The organism is Micromonospora rhizosphaerae, from assembly GCF_900091465.1.
GTDB lineage: Bacteria > Actinomycetota > Actinomycetes > Mycobacteriales > Micromonosporaceae > Micromonospora > Micromonospora rhizosphaerae.
In genome coordinates, this window is record NZ_FMHV01000002.1 from 6,523,557 (window position 1) to 6,549,580 (window position 26,024).

Here is a 26,024-nt window from a genome sequence, read left to right on the forward strand (position 1 = left end):
GATCAGCCGAAAGACAGACCCGCCGGCGGTGATCCCTCTCCCCGGGCCGATGCGGCGCCCGCCCGCGGCGGTGAGGCTTCCGGGGTCAGAGAAGCATTCGCTGGAGGTTCGATGAGAACGCACGCCCCCGCCCCGCCCGACGTGAGCCAGGCCGCCGTCGCCGCGGTCGACCTGGTCAAGGTGTACGGCACCGGCGACACCGCGGTACGGGCCCTGGACGGAGTGTCGGTCGGCTTCGACCGGGCCCGCTTCACCGCGATCATGGGGCCGTCCGGGTCGGGCAAGTCCACCCTGATGCACTGCCTCGCCGGCCTGGACACGGCCACCTCCGGGCGGGTCCTGCTCGGGGGCGCGGAGCTGACCGGGCAGTCCGACCGTAGGCTGACGCGGGTCCGCCGGGAGCGGATCGGGTTCGTCTTCCAGTCGTTCAACCTGCTGCCGCAGCTCACCGCCGCGCAGAACATCACCCTTCCGCTGGACCTGGCCGGCCGCCAGCCCGACCGCGACCTGCTGACGCACCTGGTCGGCGTGCTGGGGCTTGCCGACCGGCTCGGGCACCGGCCCAGCGAGCTCTCCGGCGGCCAGCAGCAGCGGGTGGCGCTGGCCCGCGCGCTGGTGTCGCGCCCCGAGGTGGTCTTCGCCGACGAACCCACCGGCAACCTCGACTCCCACTCGGGCGCGGAGGTGCTCTCCTTCCTGCGCGACTCGGTACGGGACCTCGGCCAGACGATCGTCATGGTCACCCACGACCCGGTGGCCGCCGCGTACGCGGACCGGGCGGTGCTGCTCGCCGACGGCCGGATCGCCGGCGACATCGACAAGCCGGACCATGGCTCGGTCACCGAGGCGCTGCATGCGCTGGCGGCCGGCGCATGAGGGCGCCCGTGCTGCGTACCCAGGTGAGCGCGGCGGCCCGCCGCCCCGGCCGGCTGCTGCTGACCGGCCTGGCGATCCTGGTGGCCTCCTTCGTCGTCTACGGCACCGTGCTGGCCCAGCAGATCACCGAGCGGACCGCGCGGGACAACCTCAGCGACACCCCCGCCGCGACCGACCTCGTGGTCGGGGACCCGGATGCGCCGCGGCCCACCGTGGCGACGCTGGCCCGGGTCCGGGCCGTGCCCGGGGTCGCCGAGGCGGTGGGCCGGCTGGAGCTCGGCCTGACCGTCAACGAGTCGTACCTCAACCTGCGGGCCGACCCGGGTCGCGGCCCGCTGGCCACGATCCGGCTGATCGAGGGGAGCTACCCGGACGCCCCCGGCGAGGTGGCCATCACCCCGCGCACCGCCGAGCGGCTTGGACTCGCCGTCGGGTCGGTGGTCACCGCGACCGACGCACAGCCCACGCCGGTCCGGCTCAGCGTCACCGGCATGGTCGGAACCGCCGACGACGCCGGCTTCGACGGGTACGCCCCGGAGAACGTGGTGACCGCGGTGGGCGGCGTTGACGAGGTGACCCGGATCGACCTGCGGGTCGCGCCCGGCGAGTCGGCGGAGACGGTCCGGCAGCGGGTCGCCGCGGCCCTGCCGGCCGGCACGCCAGTCAGCACCGGCACGCAGGTGCGCCAACGGGAGGCCGACGCGGCGGCCGATCAGGTCGGTGCGCTCTTCGCCCTGGTCGGCATGTTCGTCGCGATCGCGGTCGTTGCCGCGGCGCTGGTCGTCACCTCGACGTTCCGGATCGTCTTCGCCCAGCGGATGCGGCAGCTCGCGCTGCTGCGCGCAGTCGGCGCGAACCGGGGAGCGCTGGTCCGGGCGCTCACCGCGGAGGGCGCCCTGACCGGATCGATCGCGAGCGCGGTCGGCGTGGCCGCCGCCCTGGGCGTCGGGCACGCCGTGCCGGCCATCATGCGGGCCGCCGGCCTGGCTGTCTCCTCCCCTGGGTTGCCCGTCCGGGCGGCGGTCGCGGTCGTCCTCGGCGCCGTCCTGCTCACCGCGCTCGCGGTGCTGGCGCCGGCGTTCTCCGCCGCCCGGGTCGCCCCGCTCGAGGCGCTGCGGGCGGCGAGCACGACCGCCGGACGGCGCGGCATCGGGGCGGTCCGGCTGGTGTCCGGGCTGCTGTTCGCCGCGGGCGCGGTACTGGCCGGCGCCGTGGCGGCCAGTCGGCTTCCGGCGCCGGAGCAGGAAAACTATTCGCCGAGGCCGGTGCTGCTCCTGCTCGTCGCGTCCGGCGCCGTGGCGTTCTTCGCGCTGGTGGCGCTCGGGCCGCTGCTGGTCCGCCCGGTGCTGGCCGTGGTGGGTTGGCCGCTACGCCAGCTCGGGCCGGTCGGGCGGCTGGCGGTCGGCGGTGTCGGCGGTACCCCGCGTCGGGCGGCGGCGGTCTCCGTGGTGGTCGCGCTCGGCGTGACCCTGATCGCCGGCGTGGCCGTCGGTGGCGCGTCCCTGCGCGTGCTGATGGACCGCGAGCTGGCGCTCCTGGCGCCCGCCGACATCGAGGTGACCGGCAGCGCGGGAGCGACGCTGCCGGACGGTGTGGTGGCGCGGGCCGAGGCGGCGCGCGGCACGCTCGCCCGGGTGGTGCCGTACCGGCGGGTCGACGGGCTCAGCCTGACCCGAGGCGCCGAGCGGCTCGGCAGCGCCGAGTCGGGCTACCCCGCGACCGACCTCGACGTGCGGGCGTTGCCGACCACGGACCGGCTGGACGTGGCGCAGGGCCGGCTCGCCGACCTCGGGCCGGGCCGCGTCGTGCTCGGCGAGTGGGTCGCCAGGGACACCGGGCTCCGGGTCGGGGACACGGTTGCGCTCACCGTGGCCGCACGGACCACCGAGGTGCGCGTCGCCGCGGTCCTGCCCGATCACGGCCCCCTGCACGCGGGCATCCTCACCGACCGCGCCGACCTCGACCGGCTCGGCGTGTCCGCGGCGTACTCCGGACTGCTCGCCGACGCGGCCCGACCCGGCGAGGACGGCCGCACCGCGGCGGTGCAGGCGCTGCGACAGGCGATCGACGGCGCCGAGGGGGTGGGGCTGTCCGTCCTCGCCGACGGCCGGGACCGGGACGGCGCGGTGCTGGACGCCATCCTCTGGATCGCGGTCGGCCTGGTCAGCCTCACCGTGGTCATCGCGGTGGTCGGGGTCGGCAGCACCACCGCGCTGTCGGTGGTGGAACGGGTTACCGAGTCGGGTCTGCTGCGCGCTGTCGGCCTGTCCCGGGCCGCCCTGCGCACCATGCTGACCGCCGAGTCCGGCCTCTACGGGCTGATCGGTGCGACGATCGGGCTGCTGCTCGGGGTGCCGTACGCGTGGCTGGCGGTCCGGGCCCTCGGGATCAATGCGCCGCTGGTCCTGCCGGTGCTGCCGCTGGTCGCGCTCTTCGCGGCGCTGATCGTGCTGACTGCGCTGGCCGGGGTGCTGCCGGCCCGGCGGGCGTCCCGGGTCAGCCCGGTGGTCGCGCTGGAAACCGACGGCTGAGCCGAGAAGGTGGCCCGGCGCCTCCGGTGGAGGCGCCGGGCCGGGCCGGTCGGCCGAGGGGGCGGCCGGTGGACTGGCCGGGATCGCGGGTCAGGTGGCGTGAGGACGGACCGGCACGGGGCGGTGCGTCATCACGACGGCGGCGGGGGGGGTCCGGCCGGCGCCGCGGTGGCCCGTCCGCGAGCGGAACCCCGGCGGGCCCGCCGGCCACTGGCCGTGAGGAGGAGTCCACCCAGGATCATGCCCAGTGCGATCAGGCCGGCGACGCAGGCGACCACGACATCACCTCCAGGGTTGCCCGACGCGCCGGGGTGTGTCGTCGTCGCCGGGGCCGAAGTGCCCGCCCTCGCCCTCCGCCCTTACCGGCAGGACAGACGGCTCCGGCTGGACCTTGGCGGCGGCGCGCAACGCTCGGGCTGCGTCGAGGACGCCGTACCCGGTCCGGGGGTCGTACCGGAAGTCGGCCCGCCCGCCCGACGGCGTGCTCGCAGGGCGCCCATCCCGCCCCTCGCCGGGTGGGCGCCCAAGAACGATCTATGCCTGTTTCTTCCAGCTGATCGCGAGCTGTGTCGGTTGGTCGTCCACGGACGCTTCGTCAAGTCGACCGAAGGTGCCGTCGTTCGAGACATTCCAAGTGATCATCTTGAGATGACCGCCACCCGTGCGAACCGCGGTGACCACGACGTCGGTCACGTAACTGGTCGCGATCAAGCTGGTAGCGCCGGCCTGATTCCCCGAGTCTGCGATGGTGCAAGTTTCATTCTTCGCCCCCTTGGCCGCCTTGTTGATGGTGACTCCTTCCACGCCGACGTTGTTGCGGTCGGCCGCCCGGGCGCTTTCGCGCCGGCAGCCTGAACGCGGCGAGCGGGCTCGCGGTCCTGGCTCTCCGCCCATCCATCACGTTCTCCCTCCCGCAGGGGAATCCAGATCCTGGCTCGTCAGGCGTGGATTGCCGGTCGGAACCGGGTTCCAGCCTGTCGAGCAGTGTTTGGGTACGGTTAAGGCCGGCCCTTTGAGCGCGGCGGCGTCGCGGGAAGACCGCGATGTTGTGTTCCAGGCGTCGGCTTGGCGCGCGGCAGGGTCCGTCAGTGCTCCTGCCCGGCGGCCGCGGGCACCCTGGTCGCTGCGCGGCGACAGCAGGTACACCAGGGCAACTCCCAACAGGATTTGCGGGACCAGGAACAGGCCGAGCAATTCGGCCGGCGATGCGTCCAGCCGCATCAGGATCCGGCCGACGACTTCGCCGCCGGCCCAGCCGACCAGCGCGGCCGAGTAACCGTGCGGACCAGCGTTTGAGGCGGGTTAGGGGCGCGGAAACGGCTCCACTGTCAAGCCGAGCTCCCGCATCCGAGCGACGTACGTCCCGTAGCGGCGTCGGGCCTCGCCATGGCGGCCCTGGCCCTCCAGACACCGCGCCAGCCCCAGGTCCCCCTCCGCGTTCCACGGGTCGCACTCGAGGACGCGGCGCCAGTGTTCGGCGGCCGACGCCGGGTCACCGGCCTTTTCGGCGATTTTGGCGAGCGCCCGGGTCGCGCACAGGTACGCGTCGCGGGCCTCCTCCCGCAGCGAGTTGCTCCAGTCGTCGTACACGTTCTCCTCGAGAAAATCACCGTCGTACGCGGACTGGGCCCGGGCCAGCACGGGCAGGGCGGACGCGCCATCGCCGGCGTGCAGCAGCGCAAGCCCACGCCGGGCCTCGGCGAGGAACTCCTCGACGTCGACGCGCAGGTGGGTCAGGTCGACCCGCAGCGAGTCCCGGTCGCTCACGAGGTAGTGCTGCGGGTCGTGGCGCTTGCCCGGGTCGAGGACCGCCCGGACGGTGGAGACGGCGACGGCGAGCCGGTTGCCGAGGCGGCCGGGGTCCTCGTCGGGCCAGAGCACGTCCATCAGGAAGTCGCGGGGGGTCGACCGGCCGCGCCGGGCGACGAGGACCTTCAGCAGGTCCCGCGCCTTCTTCGACTGCCAGGCCGAGTTCGTCAACGGCTCGCCGTCGCGCAGGACACGAAGACCGCCCAGGGTGCGGACCCGTACGCCGTCCGCCGGTCGGCGGAGTTCGGCGTGATCGGCGCCCGCGGGTGGCGGCGCGGGATCGTCCGTGCTCCCGGTGGGCCGACCGTGGACCAGCCGCCAGGCCAGTCGGCGGGAGCGGGTCAGGATCGCCTGAAGGGCCGCGGCGACCACCGCGGTCGCGACGACGGCGAGCAGCACATCGGAGTCGGTGCTCCGCCCCACCGCCGCGCCGACACCGACCACGAAGGCCAGGTACACCGCGGTGGCGAAGCTCCCCAGCAGAGCAACCAGCACCGTGCGACGGATCACCGCGTCGATGTCCCACAATCTGTACCGCAGCACCGCCACCCCGACGGCCAACGGCAGACCCACGAGCGGCAACAGGTTGAGGTTGCCGACCAGCCACCCGGGCGCTCCCGCGGCGGACAGCGCCGACGCCGCGATACTGGCGGCCACGAGCACAGCCACCGCGTACGCCATCCACTTCATCTGCTGGCGAGCGACACCGCGGGCGGACCGGAACCGGATCGCGAAGGCGAGCGCCGAGCCGAAGAACGCAGCCGAGCCGAGCACCTGACCGCCAGCCTCGACCGCCAAAAACGACGGGCGGCTGCCGACACCGAACGGGTTCGACACGTCCGGAGCGCTGACCATCGGGCCTGGCGTCAACGCCTCGGTCACGACGATGAGCGCCCCCGCGACAAGGCTCGCCCAGGCGACCGGGCGCCACCGGGGTGTGGGCAGGTGTCCATCGGGAATTAGCAGCATCAGGAAGGTCGCCGGTGCGGTCGGCAGGACCCAGGCGACCTCCAGGACCCAGGCCGCCGCGACCCCACCGGGCAAGGCCGGCTTCGCATAGATCGAATAGCCGGCGTAGCCGGCGGTCGCGAGCACCGCCGGCCACAACAGCGCCTCGGCGAGCAGGAGCCAGCCGACCGGGTTGCCCGGCAGCCGGAGGGAGACGAGCACCCCGACGCCGGCGAAGGACAGCAGCGCGGCCAGGAACACCGCGTCCTCGACGCCTACCTCCGCCGAGAGCGAATCCGGCACCTTGTCCGAGCCCGGCAACAGACCGAGCACGACCGTCGCACCCATCAGGACAAGCGACACGGCGGCAATCGACCAGGGCAGGATGCGCGTTGCACGGTGAAGCGGCGCGACAGTGGCGACCTGCGCCGTCGCGGACCGTAGCTGAGCGGTTCGCCGCATTCTCGCCTGCCGGGCTCGCATGGCTGACGACGTCTGGCTAGAGGATCCAGCACGCGCCACTCGCCCGCCATCAGATCGTCCGGAAGAGGACAAGAGGGCCCTCCGCCCGGGTCGCCGGCCTGCATTGCAGGGCGGGGACGTGGTGGTCTCCCGGCCCCGCACGATGCGTCGTCGTCGAACCCGTTCTGAATCGTCTACGTCATCAGGTTCGTAGCGCCAGATGGCCACCCGCACCCGCCGCCGCCCCGTCCGGGCCGGCCAAAGCGCGGCCGGCGGGCGCGGCTGGCGAGCACGGCCGCCAGGGGCCGGCCGGAGACGGCCAGGCCCCCGGGGCAGTGATCAGTCCCGGTTGCTGCTGAACGCCGCGTCGAAGGCAGCCGCCGGGGCGTCGAAGGCGAGCCGGCGGACGAACTGGAGCGCCTCGGGCGCGCCGACCAGCCGGTCCATGCCGGCGTCCTCCCACTCGATCGAGATCGGGCCGGTGTAGCCGATCGCGTTCAACGCCCGGAAGCAGTCCTCCCAGGGCACGTCCCCGTGGCCGGTGGAGACGAAGTCCCAGCCGCGGCGCAGGTCCGCCCAGGGCAGGTGGGAGGAGAGCCGGCCGCGCCGACCGTCGCCGGTGCGTACCTTGGCGTCCTTGCAGTCGACGTGGTAGATCCGGTCGGCGAAGTCGAAGATGAAGTTGACCGGGTCCAGCTCCTGCCAGACGAAGTGCGACGGGTCCCAGTTCAGCCCGAACGCGGGCCGGTTACCGATCGCCTCCAGCGTCCGCTTGGTGGTCCAGTAGTCGTACGCGATCTCACTGGGGTGCACCTCGTGGGCGAAGCGGACCCCCACCTCGTCGAAGACGTCGAGGATCGGGTTCCACCGGTCGGCGAAGTCCTGGTAGCCGCGTTCGATCATCGACGGTGGCACCGGCGGGAACATCGCCAGGGTGTGCCAGATCGAGGAGCCGGTGAAGCCGACCACCGTCTTGACGCCCAGCTTCGCCGCCGCCCGGGCGGTGTCCTTCATCTCCTCGGCGGCGCGCTGGCGTACCCCCTCGGGCTCGCCCTCGCCCCAGATGCGCGCCGGCAGAATGTCCCGGTGCCGCTCGTCGATCGGGTGATCGCAGACCGCCTGGCCGACCAGGTGGTTGGAGATGGCGAAGACCTGCAGGTTGTGCTTGGCCAGGGTCGCCCGCTTCCGGTCGACGTACGACTCGTCGGCCAGGGCCTTGTCGACCTCGAAGTGGTCGCCCCAGCAGGCGATCTCCAGACCGTCGTAGCCCCACTCGGCGGCGAGCCGGCAGACCTCGTCGAACGGCAGATCGGCCCACTGGCCGGTGAAGAGCGTGATGGGTCGCGCCATTGTCCTTCTCCCCTGTCGTGATGGGGGATTCCGTAGCGGACCGGGGCGAGGGCGACCGGGTGCGGGCGGCCACGGCGGAGCACCGGTGGGCGCGGTCGCGCCTGGGCCCGACGGGTTGCGCCTCCCGTCGGGTCACCGGCCACCTCGCGGTCGCCGCCCTCACTCTAGGGCCGTCTTGACCGGCGCGGAAGAGGCGGCCCGTGGTCAGTGGCGGCGGCGCACCGCGCGGGCGGCGAGGTCCGCGAGCGCCGCCCGGGCCGGCTCCGCCAGGGGTACCCGCGCCAGCGCGGCCCGGGCCTCGTCGGCGCGTACCCGGATCATCCGCTCCACCCGGTCCCGGGCGCCGGTCGCCTCGATGATCTCCCGCAGCTCGGCGGCGCCCGCCGCGTCCAACTCGGGGTTGCCGAAGAGGGCCCGCAGTCGCCGGGACTGGGCGGCGTCGGTGGCGGCCCGGGTCAGCGCCATCAGCACCGTCGGCTTGCCCTCGCGCAGGTCGTCCAGATTCGACTTGCCGGTGACCGCGGGGTCGCCGAAGACTCCCAGCACGTCGTCGCGGAGCTGAAAGGCGTCGCCGAGCGGGTCGCCGAACTCGGCCAGCGCGTCGACCACGGCCGGGTCCGCGCCGGCCAGGGCGGCCCCGATCTGCACCGGACGGGTCACCGTGTACCGCGCCGCCTTCATCCGGATCACGGTCAACGCGGTGGCCACCGAGCCGTCGCCGACCCCGGAGACCAGGTCAAGGTACTCCCCCGCGATCACCTCGGCGCGCATCAGCGCGAAGACCCGGTACCCCCGGCGCAGCTGCTCGGTGTCCAGCCCGCACCCGTGGAACATCTGGTCCGACCAGGCGGCGCAGAGGTCCCCGCAGAGCAGGGCGGCGTTGCGCCCGTACGCCTCGGGGTCGCCGCGCCAGGACGACCCGGCGTGCAGGTCGGCGAAGAGGCGGTGCACCGACGGCTCGCCCCGGCGGCGGTCGCTGCGGTCCACGATGTCGTCGTGGATGAGGGCGAAGGCGTGGAAGAGTTCCAGCGCGGCCGCCGCGACCACGATCGGGGCACCGTCCGGGCCGCCGGCGCCCCGCCAACCCCAGTAGCAGAAGAGGGGCCGCAGCCGCTTGCCACTGGCGAGGACGAACCGGTGCAGGACCGCGAGGACGGCCCCCGGCGCGCCGTCCGACCGACCCGAATCCTGCCGATGGAGGAACGCGGCGAGCTCAGCGTCGAAGCGCCCCCGCAGCGGGGTCGGGTCGGTCGGTACGACGGTCAGGGTCACGGCGCCTCCCGGGCCAGTCCGGCGAGCTGGAGCAGCAGGGCCTTCACATCGGTCGCGGCCACCTGGTCCCGGGCGGCGGACGGGTCCGAACAGAGCAGCACCGGCCCGTCCGCCGGGTCGGCGGGCAACCGGCCGTGCGAGCCGCGGACCGCGCGGGCACCGGCGTCCAGTCCGACCGCGCTCATCAGGTAGCGCATGCCGAGCTTCTTGCGGGCCAGGGCGACCGCCGCCCGGCGCTTCGCCGCACCCGGTGCGGCCGGGTCGAAGAAGAGCTCGGCCGGGTCGTACCCGGGCTTGCGGTGGATCTCGACCAGCCGGGCGAAGTCGGGCGCGTGGGCGTCGTCCAGCCAGTAGTAGTAGGTGAACCAGGCGTCCGGCTCGGCCACCAGCACCAGCTCGCCGGAGCGCGGGTGGGCCAGCCCGTACCCGGCCTGGCCATCGGCGTCCAGCACCTCGGCCACCCCGGGCAGCCCGGCGCAGAGCTTCGCCACCGCCGGCACGTCGGCCGGGTCCCGGACGTAGACGTGCGCCACCTGGTGGTCGGCGACCGCGAAGGCCCGGGACGTCCACGGGTCGAGGTACTCCATCCCGTCCTGCGTGTAGACCCGGAGCAGCCCCTCGGCGCGCAGCAGGCGGTTGACGTCCACCGGCCGGGACACGTCGGTGATGCCGTACTCCGACAGCGCCACCACGGTCGCGTCCCGGTCGCGGGCCGCGTCCAGCAGCGGCCCGAGCACCGCGTCCAGTTCCGCCGCAGCGGCGGCGGCCTGCGGCGAGGAGGGGCCGAAGCGCTGCAGGTCGTAGTCGAGGTGCGGCACGTAGACCAGGGTGAGGTCCGGCGCCTGGTCGGCCAGGATCCGCTCGGCGGCCCGGCAGATCCACCGCGACGAGGGCAGCCCGGCCCCCGGCCCCCAGTAGGTGAACAGCGGGAAGGTGCCGAGCGCGTCGGTGAGCGTGTCGTGCAGCTCCGGCGGATCCGTGTAGCAGTCGGGTTCCTTGCGGCCGTCCGCGTAGTAGACCGGGCGAGGGGTCACGGTCCAGTCCACGTCCGCGCCCATCGCGTACCACCAGCAGACGTTGGCCACCCGGTAGCCGGGTTCGACCCGGCGGGCCGCCTGCCAGAGCTTCTCCCCGCCGACCAGGGCGTTGTGCTGTCGCCAGAGCAGCACCTCGCCGAGATCCCGGAAGTACCAGCCGTTGCCGACGATCCCGTGCCCGGAGGGCAGCTCACCGGTGAGGAAGGTGGACTGCACCGAGCAGGTCACGGCGGGCAGCACGGTGCCCAGCTCGGCGGTGAAGCCGGCGTCGGCGACCGCGCGCAGCCGGGGCATGTGCGCGAGCAGCCGCGGGGTCAGCCCCACCACGTCCAGCACCACAAGACGGCGGCTCATCGCGGTACCCCCGTTCCGATCGGAGTCGCCGGCGCGAGGCCGACCGAGACCAGCTCGTCGCGGGCAAACGCCAGCTCGGCGGCGATCCCGGCGGCCAGCTCCGCGTCCGTGCGCGGCCGCCGCGCCGCCGGCAGCACCCCCCAGGTGTACGTCTCGACGTCGAGGTGGTCGCAGCCGGCGGCCGGCCCGGCGAAGAGCCCGGCGAGGGCGCCCCGCAGCACCGGCAGGGTGGAGGTCAGCGGCGGCTCGGGCGGCGCGTGCAGCGGCACGTGGTAGTGCACCCGCCACGGCCCGGGCAGCCGCGCGTCGAGGGCGGCGTCCAGGTCGTCGGCGGCGTACGCCGGGTCGGCCGGGTCGGCGGCGTGCGCGCAGCCGGCGGCCCGGGTCTGGTGCAGGAAGCGCGGCTCGACCCAGCGGCGCAGCGCCGCCGTTGCCTCGGCCGGAGCCTCGATGGCCGCGGAGACCTGCACCTTCACCACCGGTAGTCCGGCCGCCCGCAGCCGGCCCAGCGCCTCGACCGGCTCCTCCCAGGCGCACGCCAGGTGCGCCAGGTCGAGGCAGACCCCGAGCCGGTCAGTATCCATGGCAGACAATATCGCACTCGCCTGTCCCGTGGACTCCACAATGCACCCCGGTTCCGGCTCGAAGCCGACCCGGATCGTCCGGCCGGTCTCCCGCTCGACGGCGGCGAGTCCGGCCGCCAGCTCGGCCAGCCGCCGCCGGGCCGCCGCGGCCCGGTCGGCGTCCCACGGCTGCCGCCAGGCCAGCGGCAGGGTGGAGACCGAGCCCCGGGCCGCGTCGTCGGGGAGCAGGTCGGCCAGCACCCGGGCCAGGTCCAGGGTGTACGCCAGCCGGTCCCGGGTGGTCCAGTCCGGGTGGTAGACCGCGCCCTTGACCACCGGCGACTGGAACGACGCGTACGGGAAGCCGTTGAGGGTGACCACCTCCAGCCCGCGTACCGCCAGCTCGCGGCGGAGCCGTCGGCGCAACTCCGGGTCGGCGGCAAGTTCGGCGGCGACCGGCGCGGCCAGCCAGAGTCCCAGCCCGAGCAGGTCGGCCCCGAGCGCCCGCCGGACCGGCACGGCGTAGGTGTCGAGCTGGGCGAGGATGCCGGCCAGGTCCTCGGCCGGGTGGACGTTCGTGCAGTAGCCGAGGTGCACGGTGGTGCCGTCGGCGTGCCGAAGCCGCATCAGCTCCCCCCGCGCAGGATCGAGTTGCCGGCGAAGGTCGGGGCGAGTTCGTCCAGGTCGGTCAGGTCCAGCCGCCCCGACTGGCCGTAGAACTCCACCGGGTTGCGCCAGAGCACCCGGTCGACGTCGTCGTCGGTGAACCCGGCGAGCAGCATCGCCTCGCCGGTGGCCCGGGTGAGCAGCGGGTCGGAGCGCCCCCAGTCGGCCGCCGAGTTGACCAGCATCCGCTCGGTCCCGTACGCCCGCAGGATCTCCACCATCCGCGGCGGGGACATCTTGGTGTCCGGGTAGATGGAGAAGCCGAGCCAGCAGCCGGTGTCCCGGACCAGCTTCACGGTCACCTCGTTGAGGTGGTCGACCAGCACCCGCCCCGGCTCGATGCCGGACTCGGCGACCACCGCCAGGCTGCGCTCGACGCCGCGCGCCTTGTCCCGGTGCGGGGTGTGCACGAGGGCCGGCAGGTCGTGGGCGACCGCCAGCGCGAGCTGGCCGGCGAAGGCGGCGTCCTCGGCCGGCGTCATCGAGTCGTAGCCGATCTCGCCGACCGCCACCACGCCGTCCTTGTCCAGGTAGCGCGGGAGCCGGTCGAGCACGGGGTGGCAGCGCGGGTCGTTCGCCTCCTTCGGGTTCAGCGCGATGGTGGCGTGGTGGCGGACGCCGAACTGCCCGGCCCGGAACGGCTCCCAGCCGATCAGCGAGTCGAAGTAGTCCACGAAGGAGCCGACGCTGGTGCGGGGCTGCCCCAGCCAGAACGCCGGCTCCACCACCGCGCGTACCCCGGCGGCGGCCATCCGCTCGTAGTCGTCGGTGGTCCGCGAGGTCATGTGGATGTGCGGGTCGAAGATGCGCATCACGCCTCCCTGGCGCTGGTCAGGTCCGAGCCGGCAGCGAGCCGGTCGAGCAGTTCGGTGGCGTCGGCGGGCATCGTCCGGCCGGCCGCGTGCCGTTCGGCCGCGAGCGCGGCCAGCATCGCCGCCAGTTCCCCGTCGGCGCGGACTTCGAGGTCGTCGACCACGGCCAGCGGCACGCCGGTGAAGACGCACTTGAGCACCGCCTGCCGCCAGGCGGGCTGCTCGAGGTGGCGAGCGTACGGGCCGAGGGCCGCGGCGATGAGCCGGGTGTCGTTGGCGCGGATGGCGTCGTGCAGCAGCGGGACGCAGGCCGCGCCGATCGGCAGCAGCGGCAGGGCCCGCAGCACCGCCCGCCTCTCGGCGGCGTCGCCGTGCCGGTAGAGGGTGTCCGCCGTCGTCGCCGCGCAGTCGGCGGGGAGGGCGGTGAGCAGCAGCGCCCGGGCCGCCTCGTCAGTCGTCCAGCCCGGCGGATCGGGCAGCGGCGCCCGCCCGCAGCGCCGCCCGGCGGCGGCGAAGAGCCGGTCGATCGCCGTGGGCTCGGTCGCCACGCGGCGCAGGGCCGCGTCCAGCCACTGCGGATCGGGTACGCCCCGCAGCGCGGCGCGCAGTCGGTCGGGTGTCATGCCGTCTCCCCTCTGAGCCGGGTGGAAGATGCTCAGCCGCCGCCTTTGCTCTGCTGCACCCCACGCAACAGCGGTTGTCCGGACATCGGACGCCGGGTGTTGCCTCCGCTGCAGCAGAGCAAAGGGGCCGAGTCGGTTACCTCTTCCCCGGCCGGGCCGGACGGGGCGGCCGGACCGACCCGGCCCGCCGCGACATCGGCGGCCCGGGCGGCGGAGCGCAGGAACTCGATCGAGCGGGCGGCCACGGTCGGCGCGGCGTGCGAATGCCGGGGCAGTTCCACGGCGACCAGGCCGCGGTAGCCGGCCTCGGCGAGCGCGCGCAGCACGGGCGGGAAGTCGATCTCGCCCTCCCCGAACTCCAGGTGCTCGTGCACGCCCCGGCGCATGTCGTCGATCTGGACGTTGACCAGGTGGTCGGCGACCGCCGCCACGCACTCCGGCACGGGCAGCGGCTCCAGACAGCGGCAGTGTCCGATGTCGAGGGTGAGGCCGAAGCGGGGCGGCCCGCCGAGCGCGTCCCGCAGCCGCCACCAGCCGGCGATCTCCTCGACCAGCATCCCCGGCTCGGGCTCGAACCCGAGCGGTACGCCGGCGGCGTCGGCCGCCGCGCACACCTCGGCGCAGCCGGCCACCAGCCGGTCCCGGGCGACGGCCTCCGGCACGTGCGGCGGTCGTACCCCGGCCCAGAACGAGACCGCCTCGGCATCCAGATCCGCTCCGATCGAGACGGCCCGCCGGAGGAACTCGACCCGTGGGGCCGGATCGTCGTGCAGCAGCGTCGGGGCGTGCTTGTGCCAGGGGTCGAGCAGGTAGCGGGCGCCGGTCTCGACCACCACGGACAGGCCGAGCGCGGCCAGCCGGCGGTGCACGGCGGCCACCCGGCGGGCCAGCCCGGGGGCGAACGGGTCCAGGTGGTCGTGATCCAGGGTCAGCGCCACCCCCTGGTAGCCGAGGTCGGCGATGACCGCCAGCGCGTCGAACAGCCGATGGTTGGCGAAGCCGTTCGTGCCGTAGCCGAAGCGGAGTTCGGTCGGGCGGGGCGGAGCCTTGGCCAGCCCCCCGGCCGGGCCCGACGCCGGTGCGGTCATGTCGGGGAGACCAGACGGGCGAGGCCACGGCCCAGCGGAGCGGCCGCCGCGACCGCGATGCCGAGCAGTCGAGCGCCGGCGCGGGCGGTCAGGGCGCCCTGCAGGGCGGGCAGGCCGGTGATGCCGGCGGCGACCGCGGCGCGGACCCGACCGGGCGACGGGTCGGCCAGCACCTTGGCCTGCGCGCGGGCGTACCGGGTGGCGTAGCCGGCGGCGAGCGCCACCGGGACCGGGTCGGCCCGGCCCAGCGCGGTGGCCGCCACGACGGCCGTGCCGGCGAGGGTGGCCCGGGGCAGCCGTCGGTCGGCGCCGGTCACCTCCCGACGGGAGAGCGCGGTGACCGTCCAGGTGTGCGCGGCCACCGTCAGCGCCGCCGGCAGCGCCCGGGCCACCCGACCGCCGGAGGCGCCGAGCAGCACGTCCAGCCCCCGGCAGGCGGCCATCACGGCCGGTCCGGCCGGGGTGCTCTTGGCCGCCAGGTCGTACCCCCAGACGGCGGTGGCGAGCGGCACCGCGACGGCCGTCGCCCGCCGGCCCCCGGCGGCGCGGGCGAGGGCCACCCCGGCAACGGTCAGCCCGGCCGCCAGCCCGAACGCGGCCGGCGGGCTGACCCGGCCGGACGGGATCGGCCGGTCCGGCCGCTCGACCGCGTCCAGCCTTCGGTCGGCCCAGTCGTTGGCCGCCATGCCGGCCCAGTAGAGCAGCACCGAGGCCCCGGCCAGCGCCGGCGTCCGGCGGTCCAGCGTGCCGGCCGCCGCCGCGCCGGCCAGCACGTCCCCGGGTACGGAGAGCGCGGCGGGCGCCCGGACCAGCTCGGCGAGATCAGCCAGGCTGCTCATCCGCGCCTCCCCGGTGCAGCCCGGCGACGAAGTCCCGCAGCAGGGACCACTGCTCGGCGAGCGAGTGGGTGGGCGCGTCGAGCGGGTCCTTGAAGAAGAAGGCCAGCTCCGCCAGGGGGCCGCGGCGGCCGGCGGCGTGCGCCGCGGCGACGAGCCGGGCGAGGTCCAGCACCAGCGGGGCGGCCAGCGCCGAGTCGCAGCCGTGCCAGGTGAACTCCATCCGCATCCCGGTGCCCAGGAAGCCAGTGAAGGTGATCAGATCCCAGGCGGTCTTGAAGTCGCCCAGCTCCTCGACGTGATCGATCCGGGTGTCGCCCTGCGGGACGTAGCCGAGCGTCTCGCCCAGCACCCGCTGCTTGCTGGCCACCTTGGCCGCGTTGGCCGCCGGGTCCGCCAGGTTCGCGCCGTCCCCGCCGCCGAGCAGGTTCAGCCCGGACCAGGAGCGGACGGCCAGGTGCCGCATCGCGAACATCGGCGCGAGCACCGACTTGACCAGCGTCTCGCCGGTCTTGCCGTCGTGCCCGGCGTACGGCAGACCGCGCTCGGCGGCCAGTTCCGCCAGCGCCGGCAGCCGGGCCCCGGTGGACGGGGTGAAGTCCACGTACGGGCAGCCGGCGGTGAAGGCCGCGTACGCGTACAGCGAGCTGGGCGGCAGCACCTCCTCGGGACCGGTCAGCGCGACGCGCAGCGCGGCGAGGTCCTGGTGTGCCGGGTGCGGGGTGGCGACCGGCTCGGTGGCGGAGACGTTCACCACCACCACCCGGTCCAACCGGTGCCGGTCGCGGAAGTCGGTCAGGTCGCGCACCACGGCGGCGGCCCGGTCGGCCTGGCTGCCCGCGGTCGGCGCCGGGCGCAGCGCGTCCTCGACCGCGGCCAACTCCTCGGGGAGCGCGGCGACCAGCCGGCCGGGCAGGACCCCGGCGGCGGCGAGCGCCTCGGCGCGCTTGGTCAGCGGAGAGGCCACCACGTCATGGCCGCCGAGAAAGAGGTCGGTGAAGGCGGGCAGGGCCGGCCCGCGCAGCTCGGGCAGCTCGGTGACGCAGCCGGTCGGGGCGGTGAGCCCGGCCCGCAGGGCGAGCGCCCCGACGATGCTGGTGGTGGCGACCGAGCCGCGCGCCCCCATCAGCCAGACACCCGTACGCATGATGCTCCTTCCCGTGGGACCTGTGTCCCCGCATCGGTGGTACGCGTCCGCCGGTGCGGCCGGGGAATCCCGGTCCGGCCACACCGGACGGCCGTGCTGCTCGTGCGGCACCAGAGATATTCTCCGGTGGCACGCCCTCCGGGGCCAACCCTCGTCCCCGCCGCGGGGCGCAACCGCGGCGGGTCCCTCGCCGGTCGGATCCGGAAAGCTCGTCGGGCGGCGCCGGCGGGTCGGCCGGCGCCGCGATGGGTCAGGCGGCCACGTCGGCCAGTGCCAGTTCGACCTCCGTCCAGCAGGAGCCCAGCTCCGCCGAGCGGGCCACCGCGTCCAGCACGAGCTGGACCTGCAGCGCGTCGGCGAAGGAGGGCGCCGGGTCGGTGCCGGTGGCGACCGCCTCGACGAAGTCCCGCATCTGGTGGGTGAAGGAGTGCTCGTAGCCGATGATGTGGCCGGGTGGCCACCAGGCCGACATGTACGGGTGCTCGCCCTCGGTCACCAGGATCCGGGTGAAGCCCTGCTCGGCGGCGGGCCGGGTGGCGTCGTAGAACTCCAGCTCGTTGAGGCGTTCCAGGTCGAACACCACGGTGCCGAGCGACCCGTTGATCTCCACCCGGAGCGCGTTCTTGCGCCCGGTGGCGAACCGGCTCGCCTCGTACGTGGCCAGCGCCCCGCCGTCGAGCCGGGCGACGAAGACGGCCGCGTCGTCCACCGTGACCGGTCCGGTGGCCCGGCCGTGCCCGTCGGCCTGCGCGGCCAGGCCGCTCGACCCGGCCGGCAGCGGCCGTTCCTTGACGAACGTCTCGGTGACCGCGCTGACCCCGGTGATCAGCTGCCCGGTGACGTACTGGGTGAGGTCGATGATGTGCGCACCGATGTCGCCCAGCGCGCCGGAGCCCGCCCTGTCCTTCTGCAACCGCCAGACCAGCGGGAACTGCGGGTCCACGATCCAGTCCTGCAGGTACGCCGCCCGGACGTGCCGGATCACGCCGAGCCGTCCGTCGGCGACCAGCTGCCGCATCATGGTGACCGCGGGCACCCGGCGGTAGTTGAACCCGCACATCGCGCGCACCCCGTCGGCCCGGGCCCGGGCCGCGGCGGCCACCATCTGCCGAGCCTCGTCGACGGTGTTGGCCAGCGGCTTCTCGCACAGCACGTGCTTGCCGGCGGCCAGCGCGGCGATCGCGATCTCGCAGTGGCTGTCCCCCGGCGTGCAGATGTCGACCACGTCGACCTCGTCGGATTCGACCAGCCGCCGCCAGTCCGTGGTGTACGCCTCCCAGCCGAGCCGGTCGGCGGCGTCGGCCACCTTCGACTCGTCCCGGCCGCAGATGAGCGACATCCGGACCCGCGCCGGCAGGTCGTACACCCGGTTCACGGTGCGCCACGCCTGGGAGTGCGCGGCGCCCATGAACGCGTAGCCGACCATGCCGACCCGCAGGTCTCTGTCGATAGTGGACAAGGTGGGTCTCCCCCCGTGTGTCAGAACCCGAGCTTCAGGTAGTCGCTCGCGTTCTCCTTGGTGATCGTCTCGGAGGCGAGCACGATCTCCTTGGGCACCTGGAGTTCCACCAGGTCGGACATGCCCTTGCCCTGGCCGATCAGGCGAGCCAGGGAGATCGCCGAGGAGGCCATCGACGGGCTGTAGGTGACGGTGGCCTTCAGCACGGTGTTGTCGGCCTGGATGTCCTCGATCGCCTTCTTCGAGCCGGCGCCGCCGACCATGAGGAACTCCTTGCGGTTGGCCTGGTTGATCGCCGCCAGCACGCCGATGCCCTGGTCGTCGTCGTGGTTCCAGAGCGCGTCCATCTTGGGCAGGGCCTGGAAGAGACCGGTGGCGGCCTGCTGGCCGGAGTCGGCGGTGAACTCGGCCGGCCGCCGGTTGGCCACCTTGAAGCCGTACGAGGCGAGGGTGTCGGCGAAGCCCTTGGAGCGTTCCTGGGTCAGCTCCAGCGAGTCGATGCCGGGGATCTCGCCGATGATCGGGTTGCTGACCCCCTTCTTCTTGAGCTCCTCGACGATGTAGGTCGCGGCGGCGACGCCCATGCCGTAGTTGTCGCCCTTGATCTGCAGCCGGTACGCCTTGGCGTCGGGGAACGCCCGGTCCAGGTTGACCACCGGGATGCCGGCCTTCATCGCCTCCAGGCCGAACGCGTTGAGTTCCTTGCCGTCGTGCGGCAGCAGCACGATCACGTCCGGCTTCTGGGAGATCAGCGTGGACAGCGCCGCCCGCTGGGCCGCCGCGTCCGCGCCGGCCTCCACGGACTTGAGCTCCACGTCGGAGTACGCGGCAGCCTGGGCCTTGGCGTTGTTGGTGATGGCGGCGATCCAGCCGTGGTCGGCGGCCGGCGCGGAGAAGCCGATGGTCACCTTCTTGCCAGGCTCGCTGTTGCCGCCGGTCGCGGCCGCCTTGGTCTGCGCGGCGGTCGGCGCCTCCTCGTTGCTGGTGCAGCCGGCGAGCACCACGCCGGCGGAGAGCGCGGCCCCGCCGAACAGCAGCCGGCGGCGCGACAGGTCGCGACTGTGCTGGGTCATGACGACCTCCTGATTGAGGTGGTGGGGTGAAAAGGGTGTGCTGGGCCCGGCCACCGTCGCTGTCGCGGTGGCCGCCGATGTAACGGTGGGTCAGGTGGTGGTGGGCCGGTTGCGGCTGAGGAACTGGGTGAGACTGCCGAACTGCACCTGCTGGACGAGGACGGCGGCAACGATGATGCCGCCCTTGACCATGTTCTGGGCCTCGGTGGAGAGGCCGTTGATGGCGAAGAGGTTGGTGATGGTGGAGAAGATGACCACCCCGAGCAGGGAACCGATGATGGTGCCCCGCCCGCCGCTGAGCAGCGTGCCACCGATGATCGCGGCGGCGATCGCGTCCAGCTCGTAGAGGTTTGCCATCGCCGCCTGGGCCGAGGTGGCCTGGGCGGTGAGCATGATGGCGGCGATGCCGCAGCAGAGGCCGGAGAGCGCGTAGAGCAGCACGGTGTGCCGCTTGACGTTGATCCCGGCCAGCCGGGCCGCCTCCGGGTTGCCGCCGACCGCGACCGTGCGCCGGCCGAAGGTGGTCCGGTTGAGCAGCACCCAACCGGCGGCGACCACCGCGGCCAGGATGTAGACGAGCAGCGGGATGCCGAGCAGGTTCGTGCTGGCGATGCCGTTGATGGTGCGGTTGTCCGACACCTGGGTCTGCTTGTCGGAGATCTCCGCGGCCAGGCCCCGGGCGGCGACCAGCATGGCCAGCGTGGCGATGAACGGCACCAGCCGGCCGTACGAGATGAGCAGGCCGTTGACCAGGCCGACCGCGAGCCCGACGGTGAACGCGCTGAAGATCATCCCGCCGGCGCCGTAGCTCTGGGTGGCCACCGTGGTGCACCAGACCCCGGCCAGCGCCACGATCGCCCCGACCGACAGGTCGATGCCGCCGCCGATGATCACGAAGGTCATCCCGACGGTGACCACGCCGACCACCGAGGCCAGCTTGAGGATGGTGAGGATGTTTCCCCACACCCAGTTGGAGTCGCCGTAGAGGTCGGGCCGGGTGAGGATGCCGATGACGATCAGCGCCACCAGCACCCCGATCAGGCCGAGGTTCCGCCGAACGCCCTCACCGCTGTCGCCGCGCCACCAGGAGAGCCGGCCCGTGGCCGCCTTCTCGCTCGCCGCCGCCGTCTCGGCCGGGTCCACCGGCGGCGACTGCGCGGGTAGCTTCGCCCCGCGCTCTGCCACGGCGGGCGTGGGAGTCACATCGCTCATGCCGGTGCGCCTTCCATCAGGGACCCCGCCATGACGAGGTCGAGCACGGTGTTCTCGTCGAGTTCGTCGGCGGGAGCCGTGCGGACGACCCGCCCCTCCCGCATCACCAGCACCCGGTCGGCCAGGCCCAGCACCTCGGGCACCTCGCTGGAGACCAGCAGCACCCCGACGCCCTGCGCAGCCAATGACCGGATCACCTGGTAGAGCTCGGCCCGGGCGCCCACGTCCACGCCCCGGGTCGGCTCGTCGAGCAGCAGCAGCCGGGTGTCGCCGAGCAGCCAGCGCCCGACCACCACCTTCTGCTGGTTGCCGCCGGAGAGGGTGCGCACCGGTCGGCGTACGTCGCGGGGGCGCAGCTCCAGGGAGTCGGCGATCCGGTCCGCCTCGGCCCGCTCCCGCCCGGCGTCGGTGAAGCCCAGGCGGGCGTACCGGCCGAAGGTGGCCAGCGTGACGTTGCGGTAGATCGGCTCGCCGAGCAGCAGCGCCTGGCTCTTGCGCTCCTCCGGGGCCATCCCCATGCCCGCCTTCACCGCCGCGCCGACGCTGCCCGGCCGCAGCGCGCGGCCGCCCATCCGGACCGTGCCGGCGTCCGGGCGGCGGGCGCCGTAGATGGTCTCCAGCAGCTCCGACCGGCCCGAGCCGACCAGCCCGGCGATGCCGACGATCTCGCCGGCGCGCACGGTGAGCGAGACGTCGGCGAACTCGCCGGCCCGGGTCAGCCCGTCGACCGTGAGCAGCTCGGTGCCGGCGGGGTCCTCTGCGGGGCGGTCCGGGAAGACGTACTCGATGGTCCGGCCGGTCATCCGGGAGACCAGATCGCGGGTCGGGGTGTCACGCGCCGGCAGGTTCGCCGCGGTGGTCCGGCCGTCCTTGAGTACGGTGACCCGGTCGCCGATCTCGCGGATCTCCTCCAAGCGGTGGGAGATGTAGATGACCGCGATGCCCTGCGCGGTCAGTTCCCGGATGATCCGGAAGAGGTTGTCCACCTCGTCGTGGGCCAGCACGGCGCTCGGCTCGTCCATGATGATCAGTCGGGCCTCGTGGGAGAGCGCCCGGGCCATGCTGACGACCTGCTTGCCGGCGGCGGGCAGCGCCCGCACCATCCGCCCCGGCGGGATCTCCGGGTGACCGAGCCGGCTCAGGATCTGCCGGGTCCGTCGGGCCATGTGACCGCGCCGGACGAAGCCGAACCGGCGCGGCTCGTGGCCGAGGAAGGCGTTCTCCGCGACCGAGAGATCCTCCACCAGGTCGAGCTCCTGGTAGATGGTGGCGATCCCGGCCCGCATGGCGGCCTGCGGGTTGGCGAAGGTGGCCGGCTCGCCGCGCCACTGCACCTCCCCCGAGTCCGGCCGGTGCACCCCGGAGAGCACCTTGATCAGGGTGGACTTGCCGGCTCCGTTCTGCCCGAGCAGGCAGTGCACCTCGCCTGCGCGCACCTCCAGCTGCACCCCGTCCAGCGCCCGTACCCCGGGGAAGGTCTTGACCACGTCGGTGAGGCGCAGGACGACCTCGCCCGCGACGGTGTCGGCCGGGGCCTCGACCAGCGGCGCCTTCGTCACGACGGCCTCCTCCGGGTCGCTCGTCGACACGTCGTCGTCGTGGGCGTTCATGCCGCCTCCCCGAAGGCCAGGTCGCTGGCGAGCACGGCGGCCCCGGCGACCCCGGCCCGCGGGCCGAGCTCGGAGAGGACGACCGGCAGGTTGCCGGTGGCCAGCGGCAGCGACCGGCGGTAGACCACGCTGCGGATCTCGGCGAGCAGGATGTGCCCGAGCTGGGCGAGCCCGCCGCCGATCACGATCATCGACGGGTTGGTGAAGCTCACCAGCCCGGCCAGCACGCTGCCGACCCGCCGGCCGCCGTCGCGGATGAGCTGGATGCAGGTGACGTCCCCCTCGGCAGCCCCCTGCGCCACGTCCAGCGCGGTCACCGCGCCCCGGGCGGCGAGCCGCTCGGCGAGGGCAGGAGAGGTTCCGGCGCGCGCCGCGGCGGTCGCGTCCTTGGCCAGCGCGGCCCCGCTGAACAGGGCCTCCAGGCAGCCGAGGTTGCCGCAGGAGCACATCGGACCGTTCGCGTCGACCTGGATGTGGCCGATGTCCCCGGCGCATCCGTCGGTGCCCCGGTAGACCTCGCCGCTGAGGTAGATCCCGCACCCGATGCCGGTGCCGATCTTGATGAAGAGGAAGTCGTCCACCGAGTGGGCGACCCCACCGTGCCGCTCGCCGATCGCCATGATGTTGACGTCGTTGTCGACCACCGCCGGGCAGCCGTGCTCGCGGGTGAGCAGCTCCCGCACCGGGAACCGGTCCCAGCCGGGCATGATCGGCGGTGACACCGGGACGCCGTCGCGGAAGCTCACCGGCCCCGGCACTCCGATGCCGATGGCGTCCAGGCGCTCATACGCGCCGTCCACCTTGGCCTTGTGCAGCAGTTCGCTGACCCGCTGGAGGGTCACCTTCGGGCCGGAGCGGATGTCCGCTGGCTCGGTGTAGGCGGCGACCGGTTCGAGCCGGCCGTTGACCACCTCGACGTCGATCGAGCTGGCGCCCAGGTCGACCGCGGCGAAGCGCAGGCGCGGGCTCAGCTCGACCAACGTGGAGCGTCGCCCGCCCCGGGACGCGGCCAGTCCCGCCTCGGCGACGTAGCCGAGGCCGACCAGTCGTTCCAGCTCGGCGAGGAGGCGGGGGCGAGGCATCTCCAGCCGGTCACCGAGCTCGGCCCGGGAGACGGCCCCCTCGTCGCGGAGCAACCGCAACAGCCGTACGTGCAGGGGATCCACGGTCCGCACCGGCACCCACCTCCGCATCGGAGTCGTTCACATCGACGCAACGCCGATGTGTCGTGTCCGACACAGTAGGAGGCTTCCGGGTCACGTGTCCATAGCTTCGGCCGATCTGGCCCAAACTTTTGTCCATCTGAGCAAAAGCAGCTAGTCGATCATCAAAAACCGCCGGAGGCGCCGCCCCGGGATCGCCTCCGGATGCGGCGTGCCGGGGTGTCTGGGCCGGCGGATACCGCACCATGCGGCACATCGTGTGGACCTTGGCCGACCGGCGGGACACCCGGCCATCCCCGGGCGCCGCACGGCCCGCCCCGCCACGGGAGGCGCGGCGGGGCTGGACGATGTCGCGCCGGTCAGCGACGCGTGCGGGAGTTGCGCTTCTTCCTGAGCTTCCGGTCGTCGCGCAGCTCGAGATACGGCTCCTCCTCGGCGGGGTGCCCGGCCTCGATGGCCCGGCTGCGCTCCAACTCGGCGTCGAACTCCGCGCCGAGCAGGATGGCGACGTTGCTCAGCCAGAGCCAGACCAGGAAGATGATCACGCCGGCCACCGCACCGTAGGTCTTGTTGTACGAGCCGAAGTTGCTGACGTAGAGGGCGAAGAGGCCGGAGACGATCAGCCAGATCACCACGGCGAGCACGCCGCCCGGGCTGACCCAGCGAAAGCCACCGTGGCGAGCATTTGGCGAGGCCCAGTAGAGGATCGCGAACATCAGGCTCACCAGGATCAGCAGCACCGGCCACTTGACGATGTTCCACACCGTCACGGCCGTCGAGCCGAGCCCGATCGCGCTGCCGACCTCCGTGGCCAGCCGGCCGGTGAACACCACGATGACCGAGGAAGCCAGCAGCAGCACGCCGATCAGGGCGGTCACCCCGAGCCGGATCGGCAGGGTCTTCCAGATCGGCCGGCCCTCCGGCACGTCGTAGATGACGTTGGAGGCGCGCATGAAGGCGGCGATGTAGCCGGAGGCCGACCAGAATGCGCCGAGCAAGCCGACGATCGCAGCGATGCTCGCCAGGCCGCCGGAGCTGCCCGCCTGCTTGATCGCGATGTTGATGATCTCGCGGATGTTCTCCTGCGGCGCCGCCTGGTTGAGGGTGTCCGTGACGCCCTTGGTGGCACCCTTGCCGAGCAGGCCGAGCACGGAGATGAGCAGCAGCATGCCCGGGAAGATCGAGAGCACCCCGTAGTAGGTGAGCGCGGCGGCCCAGTCGGTCAGGTTGTCCTCCTGGAACTCCTTGACCGTCCGCTTCAGCGCCGCCTTCCACCCGGCGCCCGGCAACTCCCTCGGGCTCTCCGGCCCGTCGTCCGGGCCGACCGGCCCGGAGCGGTCGGCGGGGGGGTCCACGCCGCCTCGGGCCGCGGTCGCGCTGCCGGGATCGTCGCGATCGCGCCCGCTGCGGGCGGAAGACTCGTCGGAGGCCATCGCCCCTCCCTCATCGTCGGCAATGTCCTCCCCGGCATGCCCCGCGGGAGCGGGCGGGTAACCACCTACTTGTAGAGCAGCCGCCCCATCCGGCGGGACGCCACGAACAGCCCGACGGCGGTCAGCGCCAGCAGGTACGCCACGTCCAGCAGCCAGGACCAGCCGGACGCGCCGACCGAGATGCCCCGGATCAGGTGCACCGACCGGTACAGCGGGGTCACCTCGACCACCCAGCGCAGCAGGGCCGGATAGGCCTGAGCCGGGACGAACGTGCCGGAGAAGAGGAAGAGGGTGAACTGGGCCGAGCCCATCAGGTCGAAGTCCTGCCAGCTGCGCATGCAGGTGGAGAGCGCCATGCCGAGCGCGCCGAAGGCGAAACCCACCAGCACCGCGGCCGGGAAAGCCGTGACCGCCCGGCCGACGCTGGTCAGATCCATCGAGACCATGACCACGAGGAAGGCCGCCGAGTAGACGGTGCCCCGGATCATCGCCCAGCCCAGCTCGCCGAGGGCGATCTCGAACGGCTGTACCGGGGTCGCGATGACCCCGTCGTACAGCTTCATGTACTTCATCTTCCCGAAGAAGTTGAAGGTGGTCTCCGCCAGCGCGCCGGTCATCGCCGACGAGGCCAGCATCGCCGGGGCGACGAACGCGGCGTACGAGACGACCTGGCCGCCCGGGAGGGTGAGGTCGCCGACCAGGGCGCCCACCCCGATGCCGATCGAGAACAGGTAGAGCACCGGCTCCAGGAAGCCGGAGATGAGCACCAGCCAGTACGCGCTCTTCAGCGCCGCGAGGTTGCGCTCCGCGACCGAGGCGGACCGGCGGGGCGCCCCCTCGAAGCTGACCAGCCGGGGCAGGACGAGACCGACCACGAGATCCTCCCCTAGATGACGAGCTTGCGACGGAACACGTGCCGGGCCAGCAGCCAGCCGGCGAGGGCCCAGGCGGCGAGGTAGAGCAGGTGGCCGGGGACCGACCACTGCGGAGCCACGTCGAGCGTGGCCGCCCGGCAGAGGTCCACCGCGTGCCAGAGTGGGGTCGCGTACGCCAGCCAGCGCAACCCCTCCGGCAACGACCCGACCGGGAAGAACACCCCGGCGAAGAGCGTCATCGGGATCACCGCGAAGCGGAACAGCAGGGCGAGGTAGCTGTCGCTGGGCGCCCAGGCGCTGAACGCGAAGGTCGGCGCGGCCACCGCGAGGCAGAGCAGCAGGACCACCGGCAGGGTGACCACCGCCCAGGGCGAACGCAGCGCGCCGAAGAGCCCCGTCACGATCAGGAACGCGGCGCTGCTGGAGAGCACCCGGAACAGCACGAACGCGAGGTGACCGGCGAGGATGTCACCGACCCGCAGCGGCGCCGCGCTCTGCGCGAAGTAGGTCTTGATCCAGCGGAAGTTGCTCAGCACCGGCCAGGTCGACTCACCGATCGCCACCTGCATGGCGGTGGAGGCGATCAGGCCGGGCACGAGCCAGTCCAGGTAGCGCACGCCGCCCACGCCCTGATCGACGTACGCGCCGACGCCGACCCCGAAGCCGAGCACGGTGAGCACCGGCAGCAGGAACGACGAGAAGACGCCGGCCCGCCAGGTGCGCCGGTAGCCCACCAGGTAGTGCTCGAGCACCGCCAGCGCCGGCATCCGCGGCAACGCCGGCCGGGCCTGCTCCGCCACACTCACCTCGACCACCCGCCCTCTC

At 73.5% G+C, this 26,024-nt stretch carries 22 protein-coding genes; 2 read left to right on the forward strand and 20 right to left on the reverse strand.

Annotated features, from left to right (window positions below; all coding sequences use genetic code 11):
- Positions 1–111: 111 nt before the first annotated feature.
- Complete coding sequence (locus GA0070624_RS30665) at positions 112–876, forward strand: ABC transporter ATP-binding protein (protein ID WP_091346698.1); 765 nt, start codon at positions 112–114, stop codon at positions 874–876.
- On the forward strand, positions 873–3,407 hold the full coding sequence (locus tag GA0070624_RS30670) for an FtsX-like permease family protein (RefSeq protein WP_091346700.1): 2,535 nt from the start codon (positions 873–875) through the stop codon (positions 3,405–3,407). Before GA0070624_RS30665 ends, GA0070624_RS30670 begins: the two co-directional genes overlap by 4 nt.
- A gap of 534 nt (positions 3,408–3,941) precedes the next feature.
- On the opposite strand, the gene GA0070624_RS34460 is transcribed toward GA0070624_RS30670, so the two are convergent.
- The 20 genes from GA0070624_RS34460 to GA0070624_RS30760 all read right to left on the reverse strand — a co-directional run bounded on the left by GA0070624_RS34460 (position 3,942) and on the right by GA0070624_RS30760 (position 25,966).
- Positions 3,942–4,301, reverse strand: coding sequence for a hypothetical protein (locus tag GA0070624_RS34460; protein ID WP_141715220.1), 360 nt, complete (start codon positions 4,299–4,301; stop codon positions 3,942–3,944).
- A 3-nt stretch (positions 4,302–4,304) separates the two neighbouring features.
- Positions 4,305–4,628: a hypothetical protein gene (locus GA0070624_RS34465; RefSeq protein WP_141715221.1), complete on the reverse strand. Its 324-nt coding sequence runs from the start codon at positions 4,626–4,628 to the stop codon at positions 4,305–4,307.
- Between the two features lie 81 nt (positions 4,629–4,709).
- Positions 4,710–6,512, reverse strand: a complete 1,803-nt coding sequence (locus GA0070624_RS30675) for an AfsR/SARP family transcriptional regulator (RefSeq protein WP_141715222.1) — start codon at positions 6,510–6,512, stop codon at positions 4,710–4,712.
- Between the two features lie 453 nt (positions 6,513–6,965).
- On the reverse strand, positions 6,966–7,976 hold the full coding sequence (locus tag GA0070624_RS30680; RefSeq protein ID WP_091346705.1) for a sugar phosphate isomerase/epimerase family protein: 1,011 nt from the start codon (positions 7,974–7,976) through the stop codon (positions 6,966–6,968).
- Between the two features lie 204 nt (positions 7,977–8,180).
- Positions 8,181–9,248, reverse strand: a complete 1,068-nt coding sequence (locus GA0070624_RS30685; protein ID WP_091346707.1) for a polyprenyl synthetase family protein — start codon at positions 9,246–9,248, stop codon at positions 8,181–8,183.
- On the reverse strand, positions 9,245–10,639 hold the full coding sequence (locus GA0070624_RS30690; protein WP_091346709.1) for an alkaline phosphatase family protein: 1,395 nt from the start codon (positions 10,637–10,639) through the stop codon (positions 9,245–9,247). The genes GA0070624_RS30685 and GA0070624_RS30690 overlap by 4 nt, the downstream gene beginning before the upstream one ends.
- On the reverse strand, positions 10,636–11,829 hold the full coding sequence (gene eboE, locus GA0070624_RS30695; protein WP_091346711.1) for a metabolite traffic protein EboE: 1,194 nt from the start codon (positions 11,827–11,829) through the stop codon (positions 10,636–10,638). The genes GA0070624_RS30690 and eboE overlap by 4 nt, the downstream gene beginning before the upstream one ends.
- Entirely contained in the window at positions 11,829–12,680 is an 852-nt protein-coding gene (locus GA0070624_RS30700) for a TatD family hydrolase (protein WP_091346713.1), read from the reverse strand. Before GA0070624_RS30700 ends, eboE begins: the two co-directional genes overlap by 1 nt.
- Complete coding sequence (locus GA0070624_RS30705) at positions 12,680–13,303, reverse strand: EboA domain-containing protein (protein WP_091346715.1); 624 nt, start codon at positions 13,301–13,303, stop codon at positions 12,680–12,682. Before GA0070624_RS30705 ends, GA0070624_RS30700 begins: the two co-directional genes overlap by 1 nt.
- A gap of 32 nt (positions 13,304–13,335) precedes the next feature.
- Complete coding sequence (locus GA0070624_RS30710) at positions 13,336–14,391, reverse strand: sugar phosphate isomerase/epimerase family protein (RefSeq protein ID WP_091346717.1); 1,056 nt, start codon at positions 14,389–14,391, stop codon at positions 13,336–13,338.
- Positions 14,388–15,230 carry an SCO3242 family prenyltransferase gene (locus GA0070624_RS30715; RefSeq protein WP_091346719.1) on the reverse strand — a complete coding sequence of 281 codons (843 nt, stop codon included), beginning with the start codon at positions 15,228–15,230 and terminating at the stop codon, positions 14,388–14,390. Before GA0070624_RS30715 ends, GA0070624_RS30710 begins: the two co-directional genes overlap by 4 nt.
- The gene (locus tag GA0070624_RS30720; RefSeq protein WP_091346721.1) at positions 15,214–16,374 is read right to left on the reverse strand and encodes an inositol-3-phosphate synthase; all 1,161 of its coding nucleotides are present in this window, start codon (positions 16,372–16,374) and stop codon (positions 15,214–15,216) included. Before GA0070624_RS30720 ends, GA0070624_RS30715 begins: the two co-directional genes overlap by 17 nt.
- 250 nt (positions 16,375–16,624) lie before the next feature.
- The gene (locus GA0070624_RS30725) at positions 16,625–17,800 is read right to left on the reverse strand and encodes a Gfo/Idh/MocA family protein (protein ID WP_176732070.1); all 1,176 of its coding nucleotides are present in this window, start codon (positions 17,798–17,800) and stop codon (positions 16,625–16,627) included.
- Positions 17,801–17,853: 53 nt separating this feature from the next.
- Positions 17,854–18,906 (reverse strand): substrate-binding domain-containing protein, encoded by a 1,053-nt coding sequence (locus GA0070624_RS30730; protein WP_091346725.1) that lies wholly within the window; start codon positions 18,904–18,906, stop codon positions 17,854–17,856.
- A 90-nt stretch (positions 18,907–18,996) separates the two neighbouring features.
- Complete coding sequence (locus GA0070624_RS30735; protein ID WP_091346727.1) at positions 18,997–20,118, reverse strand: ABC transporter permease; 1,122 nt, start codon at positions 20,116–20,118, stop codon at positions 18,997–18,999.
- Complete coding sequence (locus tag GA0070624_RS30740) at positions 20,115–21,728, reverse strand: sugar ABC transporter ATP-binding protein (RefSeq protein WP_245719071.1); 1,614 nt, start codon at positions 21,726–21,728, stop codon at positions 20,115–20,117. The genes GA0070624_RS30735 and GA0070624_RS30740 overlap by 4 nt, the downstream gene beginning before the upstream one ends.
- Positions 21,725–22,903 (reverse strand): ROK family protein, encoded by a 1,179-nt coding sequence (locus tag GA0070624_RS30745; protein ID WP_091350197.1) that lies wholly within the window; start codon positions 22,901–22,903, stop codon positions 21,725–21,727. The genes GA0070624_RS30740 and GA0070624_RS30745 overlap by 4 nt, the downstream gene beginning before the upstream one ends.
- Before the next feature lie 347 nt (positions 22,904–23,250).
- Positions 23,251–24,324 (reverse strand): YihY/virulence factor BrkB family protein, encoded by a 1,074-nt coding sequence (locus tag GA0070624_RS30750; protein WP_091346728.1) that lies wholly within the window; start codon positions 24,322–24,324, stop codon positions 23,251–23,253.
- Positions 24,325–24,389: 65 nt separating this feature from the next.
- Entirely contained in the window at positions 24,390–25,199 is an 810-nt protein-coding gene (locus GA0070624_RS30755; protein WP_091346730.1) for an ABC transporter permease, read from the reverse strand.
- A gap of 11 nt (positions 25,200–25,210) precedes the next feature.
- Positions 25,211–25,966: an ABC transporter permease gene (locus GA0070624_RS30760; protein WP_425413566.1), complete on the reverse strand. Its 756-nt coding sequence runs from the start codon at positions 25,964–25,966 to the stop codon at positions 25,211–25,213.
- Positions 25,967–26,024 lie beyond the last annotated feature (58 nt).

Excerpts from the sequence above, each read along its gene's own strand:
- GA0070624_RS30665 (WP_091346698.1), top strand. The coding sequence starts at position 112 with ATGAGAACGCACGCCCCCGCCCCGCCCGACGTGAGCCAGGCCGCCGTC.
- GA0070624_RS30670 (WP_091346700.1), top strand. The coding sequence starts at position 873 with ATGAGGGCGCCCGTGCTGCGTACCCAGGTGAGCGCGGCGGCCCGCCGC.
- GA0070624_RS34460 (WP_141715220.1), bottom strand. The coding sequence starts at position 4,301 with ATGGGCGGAGAGCCAGGACCGCGAGCCCGCTCGCCGCGTTCAGGCTGC.
- GA0070624_RS34465 (WP_141715221.1), bottom strand. The coding sequence starts at position 4,628 with ATGCGGCTGGACGCATCGCCGGCCGAATTGCTCGGCCTGTTCCTGGTC.
- GA0070624_RS30675 (WP_141715222.1), bottom strand. The coding sequence starts at position 6,512 with ATGGGTGCGACGGTCGTGCTCGGTCTGTTGCCGGGCTCGGACAAGGTG.
- GA0070624_RS30680 (WP_091346705.1), bottom strand. The coding sequence starts at position 7,976 with ATGGCGCGACCCATCACGCTCTTCACCGGCCAGTGGGCCGATCTGCCG.
- GA0070624_RS30690 (WP_091346709.1), bottom strand. The coding sequence starts at position 10,639 with ATGAGCCGCCGTCTTGTGGTGCTGGACGTGGTGGGGCTGACCCCGCGG.
- eboE (WP_091346711.1), bottom strand. The coding sequence starts at position 11,829 with ATGCGGCTTCGGCACGCCGACGGCACCACCGTGCACCTCGGCTACTGC.
- GA0070624_RS30700 (WP_091346713.1), bottom strand. The coding sequence starts at position 12,680 with ATGCGCATCTTCGACCCGCACATCCACATGACCTCGCGGACCACCGAC.
- GA0070624_RS30705 (WP_091346715.1), bottom strand. The coding sequence starts at position 13,303 with ATGACACCCGACCGACTGCGCGCCGCGCTGCGGGGCGTACCCGATCCG.
- GA0070624_RS30710 (WP_091346717.1), bottom strand. The coding sequence starts at position 14,391 with ATGACCGCACCGGCGTCGGGCCCGGCCGGGGGGCTGGCCAAGGCTCCG.
- GA0070624_RS30715 (WP_091346719.1), bottom strand. The coding sequence starts at position 15,230 with ATGAGCAGCCTGGCTGATCTCGCCGAGCTGGTCCGGGCGCCCGCCGCG.
- GA0070624_RS30720 (WP_091346721.1), bottom strand. The coding sequence starts at position 16,374 with ATGCGTACGGGTGTCTGGCTGATGGGGGCGCGCGGCTCGGTCGCCACC.
- GA0070624_RS30725 (WP_176732070.1), bottom strand. The coding sequence starts at position 17,800 with ATGGTCGGCTACGCGTTCATGGGCGCCGCGCACTCCCAGGCGTGGCGC.
- GA0070624_RS30730 (WP_091346725.1), bottom strand. The coding sequence starts at position 18,906 with ATGACCCAGCACAGTCGCGACCTGTCGCGCCGCCGGCTGCTGTTCGGC.
- GA0070624_RS30735 (WP_091346727.1), bottom strand. The coding sequence starts at position 20,118 with ATGAGCGATGTGACTCCCACGCCCGCCGTGGCAGAGCGCGGGGCGAAG.
- GA0070624_RS30740 (WP_245719071.1), bottom strand. The coding sequence starts at position 21,728 with ATGAACGCCCACGACGACGACGTGTCGACGAGCGACCCGGAGGAGGCC.
- GA0070624_RS30750 (WP_091346728.1), bottom strand. The coding sequence starts at position 24,324 with ATGGCCTCCGACGAGTCTTCCGCCCGCAGCGGGCGCGATCGCGACGAT.
- GA0070624_RS30760 (WP_425413566.1), bottom strand. The coding sequence starts at position 25,966 with ATGCCGGCGCTGGCGGTGCTCGAGCACTACCTGGTGGGCTACCGGCGC.